This window comes from Planococcus sp. CAU13 (genome assembly GCF_000775575.1).
In the GTDB taxonomy this organism is placed as follows: Bacteria; Bacillota; Bacilli; order Bacillales_A; family Planococcaceae; genus Planococcus.
Map to the genome: position 1 here is coordinate 1 of NZ_JRGN01000013.1, position 3,773 is coordinate 3,773.

Here is a 3,773-nt window from a genome sequence, read left to right on the forward strand (position 1 = left end):
ACCCTGTGACAGGTGTAATTATGACTATTTGCTCCAGAATATAAAAATGCATGAAGAATTCGCTCCACAGCTGGAGCAGAAAGATTCTTCATGCATTTTTTGTGCATAACCAGATATTTTTTACACAGGGTCGCACTCAAAAAAGACGGCTCAAAAAATCAAGCCGCCCTCTCCCCCTCCTTAACCCCTTCGCTTTTCAGCACACAGATCACCGTCATCACGAGTATTTTGAAATCCAACCTAAAACCTTGCTTCTCCACATACTCCCCGTCAAACTTCGCCTTCACCACAATCGGCAGTTCGTCTCTTCCGCTTACCTGCGCCAACCCGGTCAAACCCGGCAGCACTTCATTGGCTCTGTACTTTTCCCGCTCCGCAATCAGATCATACTGATTCCAGAGCGCCGGCCGCGGCCCGACGATACTCATTTCCCCTCTCAGAATATTGATGATCTGCGGAAGTTCATCCAGGCTTGTTTTTCGGAGGAGCTTCCCAACCCGTGTTATGTAAGCTTCGGGATTATTCAGAAGATGGGTGGGAATATCGTCCGGTGTGTCCATTTTCATCGTCCGGAACTTCAGGATGTAAAATTCTTTTTTCCCTTTTCCGATGCGTTTTTGTCTGAACAAAACCGGTCCGGGGGAATCCAGTTTGATGCAAATACTCAATAGTAGGAAAACAGGTATCAAAGCCACAATTACAATTAAAGATATCACGATATCGCAGATTCTTTTGCTGACTGGGAACATCCTTTGCGCACCTTCTTTTCTGTAGCATCTGAACAGTCAATCGTCCGCAGTACCGAAATGATTCTCTTCATATCATCCTCGCCGTATCTTTGATCGCAGGGAATCGACAGGATACGATCATAGATCAGCATCGTCTTCACAAAAATTTGGGGATCCAATTGCGCCGGCAGCGGCCAATGAATCGGACAATAAATCCCCTGCTCCGTAAGCCGGCTCCTTATTCTTCCTCTTTCTTCTTTATCTATCAGAACCGGAAAAAACATCGGGCATATGCCGGCATCCATAGATGAAAAAACAGGCTTAAGGAAATCAATGCCTTCCACTCCATCCATTAAAATGGCGAAATTGCTTCGCCGTTTCCTCACCAATTCCTGTGCATCCACCCTGCTGATGATGCCGGTTGACACCCCATCAATCCGGTACGGGGCAAAATCCTCTTCCATCAGCTCTTCCGCTTCGGAAAACTGCCGCAGGGCCTCCGTTTTTATTTCCATATCATTCGTCCTGATATACGCTCCTTTATTCAATAAAGCCGCCAGTCTTTTATTAACATAAGCAGGATTCTCTTCAAGCGGCCAGTCAACTTCTGCATCTGCGCCTGCCAAAAAACCGCCGCTCGGTATACCGAACCACTTCCTCAGACTGCCGATATAATAATCATTGAAAGGCGACCTTTCATAGCTGGAAAACAGAGTGTGGGTCACATCTTCGATGATCACGGTCGAGCCCTCTTTGAACGATTTTAAGACGGCGGACAAGTTTGAATTTGTAGGAAACCCGTAATAGCCCAGATGCAGAAACACCCCGGCATCGGGAAAAGCTTTTATGTCTTTAAGGTCCGGCGACAAGTTTTCATCCACTCCGTAAAAACGGCATTCGTAGCCCATCGCGAGAAACGGGCGGATGACGGATTCGCAGATATAGGCCGGCAAAAGAGCGGATTTCCTTTTCGGCTGGATCTGCTGCAGCAGAAGTGTGATCGCTCCCGTACAGGTCGCTGTAAAAACCGGATTTTTGTATTCATTTAAATAATCCGGCATTGTTACTGCTGTTCGTTCAGGTATACTGTCGAGCCAGAACTCGCTGCCTATTTCCATCCTGCCCTACCTCCATAATTGTTCGATTTCTTCAGTACGACCCCGAAACCTTTTTTCTGTGTTCATTAAAATCTTCGATTCCGTCCGTTCCGCGCTCACCCACATCACTTCTTTTGAGAACAAGCAAAACAGTTTTGTAAATAATCAATAGATCCAGCTTCAGGCTTATCTGCCGGACATACTGGATATCAAAATAAAACTTCTGCTCCCAGGTCACTGAATTCCTCCCGTTGATCTGAGCAAGCCCGGATAAGCCAGGCCTTACCGAATGCCGCAGCCGTTCTTCTTCTGTATAGAAAGGTAAATACTCTTTCACAAGCGGACGCGGCCCGATAACAGCCATGTCCCCTTTTAGAACATTCAGCAGACCCGGAAGTTCATCGAGCGAAGAAGCTCTCAGAAAGCGGCCAAACCCGGTCAAGCGTACGCTGTCGTCCAGCAGATTTCCTTCTGCGTCCCTTTCGTCCGTCATCGACCGGAATTTGTAGATTTCGAATATCTTTTCATTCAGCCCGGCCCGCTCCTGCCGGAATAAAACCGGACTGCCCAGCTTGATCCGGACCGCAATTGCCACGGCCAGCAGCACAGGGCTAAGGACAATGACCGCAATCAAAGAAAGCACAAAATCCAGAGGCAGCTTCAAAAACCTGCTGTAAAAACTGTCTTTAACCGATTCCATTTCCTGCAGCTCCTCCCGATTTCATTTCAACAACAGATTCAGCATAAGGATGGCAGGTTAAAAGAAAGTTAAATGATTCCTGTTTTAAATATTTATCTGAATAATCTGTTATATTAGTTCAATAGTATGTTATAATTTCTTGGAATTGCTTGATTTATATATAGAGTTCCTGATTTTATTGGAGGAGGAATGGAAACATGGTAAATGTGCCGGACATTTATTTCCTGCCGGAATGGGGGAAATACTTTGAAGAGAAGGAAAAAGACGGCGAGCACAGGATATTCGAACTGAAGCACGATTTTGGACATGTCTATTATCAATTTATACTACGCTCCATTCCGCTCGAGATGGACGGCACGACCTATTACGACACCATCACTCCATACGGATTCGGCGGTCCGATCGTGCTGGAATGTATTCCGGAACGGCTGGAGGAATTGCAGAAATTGTTCGATGAGGCTTTTCAGAAATACTGTGATGACAATAAAATCGTGGCCGAATATATCCGTTTCAATCCGTGGGTGAAGAACCTGGAACATTTCGAGAGTGTGTATGACACGCGGTATCAGGGGACTACGATTTTCATTGATTTGACTGTGAAGGACTTTTTTATGGAAGAATTTTCGTCTTCATCAAGAAGGCAGGTGCGTCGGGCACAGAAAAATAATGTGGAAATTGAATTCGATTTTGAAGGCGCGACGATCGGGGAATTTCACCGGCTTTACGAGATGACGGCGAAAAAGCGGGATATGGATGATTATTACTTGTTCTCAAAAGAATTTCTGGAAAACTCGTTCCATCAGCTGGCCGATAAACTGTTTCTCATAAACGCCAAACATGAAGGCAAATACGTGTCGTCCTGTCTGGCGGTTCATCACGGCGAAAACGTGCATTACCACTTGATGGCTAACGATCCTGAGTATTATCACCTGGCGGCAAACAGCCTGATCATTTATGAGGCGTGCAACTGGGGAGTTGCAAACGTCAAGAAAAAGCTGCATCTCGGTGGCGCCGGCGGAGATGAGCAGCTGGACCGATTCAAGCGGAACTTCACAAAAACGGAGCCGCTGGATTTTTTGGTGGGCAAAAAAGTGAGGAACAAAAAAGTCTACGATGAGCTTGTTCAATTGAAGAAGAATAACGGAGGAATCGAAGACGTAGGGTTTTTCCCGTTGTATAGGGGTTGAGGTTGATCGGCGGGAATTTCCAGCGTTCTCTCATTTGGACCCTGTGACAGGCAAAATTATG

The 3,773-nt window shown here is 46.1% G+C and carries 4 protein-coding genes; 1 reads left to right on the top strand and 3 read right to left on the bottom strand.

The window, feature by feature from the left end:
* Window positions 1–158: 158 nt before the first annotated feature.
* From KW93_RS00460 to KW93_RS00470, 3 genes are read right to left on the bottom strand one after another with little or no spacing between them, the layout of a single operon-like run.
* Window positions 159–749: a sugar transferase gene (locus KW93_RS00460; RefSeq protein WP_033540982.1), complete on the bottom strand. Its 591-nt coding sequence runs from the start codon at window positions 747–749 to the stop codon at window positions 159–161.
* Complete coding sequence (locus KW93_RS00465; RefSeq protein ID WP_033540983.1) at window positions 713–1,846, bottom strand: DegT/DnrJ/EryC1/StrS aminotransferase family protein; 1,134 nt, start codon at window positions 1,844–1,846, stop codon at window positions 713–715. Before KW93_RS00465 ends, KW93_RS00460 begins: the two co-directional genes overlap by 37 nt.
* Window positions 1,847–1,877: 31 nt before the next feature.
* Entirely contained in the window at window positions 1,878–2,525 is a 648-nt protein-coding gene (locus tag KW93_RS00470; protein WP_033540984.1) for a sugar transferase, read from the bottom strand.
* 197 nt (window positions 2,526–2,722) lie between these two features.
* On the opposite strand from KW93_RS00470, the gene KW93_RS00475 reads away from it, so the two are divergent.
* Entirely contained in the window at window positions 2,723–3,712 is a 990-nt protein-coding gene (locus tag KW93_RS00475; RefSeq protein WP_033540985.1) for a GNAT family N-acetyltransferase, read from the top strand.
* Window positions 3,713–3,773: the final 61 nt, after the last annotated feature.